Source organism: Dyadobacter sp. SRI_021, assembly GCF_057586235.1.
The window spans coordinates 1-1949 of sequence record NZ_JBYCZM010000039.1; the positions used below are offsets into that span (position 1 = coordinate 1).

General features: G+C 47.6%; 2 protein-coding genes. Both read left to right on the top strand.

Going from position 1 to position 1949, the window contains the following annotated elements; genetic code table 11:
- Window positions 1–46: 46 nt before the first annotated feature.
- Complete coding sequence (locus tag AC2YIT_RS32140; RefSeq protein ID WP_487281941.1) at window positions 47–370, top strand: PadR family transcriptional regulator; 324 nt, start codon at window positions 47–49, stop codon at window positions 368–370.
- A partial coding sequence (locus tag AC2YIT_RS32145; protein WP_487281942.1) for an ABC transporter permease occupies window positions 370–1949 on the top strand: 1580 nt, incomplete at its 3' end. The genes AC2YIT_RS32140 and AC2YIT_RS32145, both read left to right, overlap by 1 nt.

Here is a 1949-nt window from a genome sequence, read left to right on the forward strand (position 1 = left end):
ATTGGTACATTATTTGTTTAACAAATGTTAAGAAAATTATTTTTATATGGGAAGATCCTATTTAGGTGAATTTGAAGAATTGGTCCTGCTCACCGTTATCGTGCTTGGCGCCGGAGCATATGGCTTGAGCATAGCCGAAGAGCTTCGCCAACGCACCAACCGCACCATCAGCCTCAGCGCTGTGCATATTGCATTGTACAGGCTCGAAGAAAAAGGTTTTGTCACCTCCCAAATGGGCGGCGCCACCTTAAGCCGGGGAGGAAGAAGAAAGCGGCTTTTCATGATTACTACGGCAGGGCGAAACATGCTGACCGAAATCCAGGAGATACGAAACCAATTCTGGTATGCAATCGTAAACCCGGCACAGTGATGAAAAAGAAAAGACAAGCCACCCCTCCGCGTTTTGCTCATAGATTATTTAGGCTGCTTTGTCCACCAGAACTGTTTGAAGAACTGGAAGGCGACATGCAAGAGCAATTCGAACTTGACGTAAACCGCGCAGGTGAGGCGGCCGCCAGAAAAACATACTTATTAGAAGCGGTCAAATTCGCGAAACCATACTATCTGAAAAGACGCATTGCAGGTCTGTTAACCTCGCGGCGAAAAACGAAGAAGAAAGTGCATTACTATTCGCCCAAACCATTAAGTACAGCCATGATCAAAAACTATCTTACCGTCGCACGGCGAACAATTGTTCGCTATAAATCTTATACGCTCATTAATGTTCTTGGACTTGCACTGGGCCTGAGTTGCGGGATATTGATCTTTTCACTGGTCAATTACCACCTCGGATTCGACAAGTTCCACGCAAATGCTGACCGTGTTTACCGGATTACTTCCGAGTTGCATAATGAAACAGTCAGCAAATATGGCAGTGTGCCCCAGCCCATCGGTGCCGCGATGCGGGACGATTATCCGTTTGTTGAAAAAGTGTCGATGCTCATCAGCTTCGGTGGGAACATTTCATTTCCCTCCCGCCGGGATAATCCCAAATTCGATGACGGGGTAGCCTATGTCGAACCCGATTTTTTCCATATCCTGGATTTTCCTTTCCTCGCCGGAAACCCGGAAGATGCGCTCTCGCAACCCAATTCCGCTGTAATTACCGAGCGCCTGGCCGAAAAATATTTCAAAAAGGATCAGGCGATTGGAAAGAGCTTTCGGCTGGACAACAAAACCGATTTTACCATCACAGGCATTCTCAAAAACTTACCCGAAAATACCGATATCCGCCAGGAAATATATCTCTCTTACCCCAGCATCAAGCAGACAACCCCCTGGCTCAACACCTGGGGTGGTATTTTGAGCGCTACCCAAGCATATATCTTAGTGAAACCCGGCACCGATGCTTCGAAGGCAGACGAAGCTATGGCCAGTATTTCCACCAAATACTACGATGCGAAGGATGCAAAAACTTTCAAATTTCATTTGCAACCACTATCCGACATTCACATGAACCAGGAATTTGGCGGCGCCATTGCTAAAAGCCAGCTCTTTGCGCTTTCCCTTATTGGTCTTTTCCTGGTTATCACGGCCTGCGTTAACTTCATCAATTTGGCCACCGCCCAGGCATTGGGGCGCAGCAAAGAAATCGGCGTGCGGAAAGTGATGGGCAGCATGAAGGGGCAGCTTTTCTGGCAATTTATCGTTGAAACGGGGCTCATTACCCTCATTGCCTTCATTTTCGCCATCGGGTTATCATATCTCACATTGCCGTTTATGAATGAGATGCTATCAACCCGCGTCACACTCGATTGGCTGAAAGACATCAATCAGCCAATTTTTGCTGCCTGTCTGCTTGTGGTTGTTACCTTCATTTCAGGTTCATACCCCGGACTGGTACTGGCCGGTTTTCAGCCGATCACGGCATTGAAAGGGAAGCTCACGCAGAGCCAAATTGGAGGCTTTTCCATTCGCAAGGGCTTGGTCATCGCTCAGTTTGCCATTTC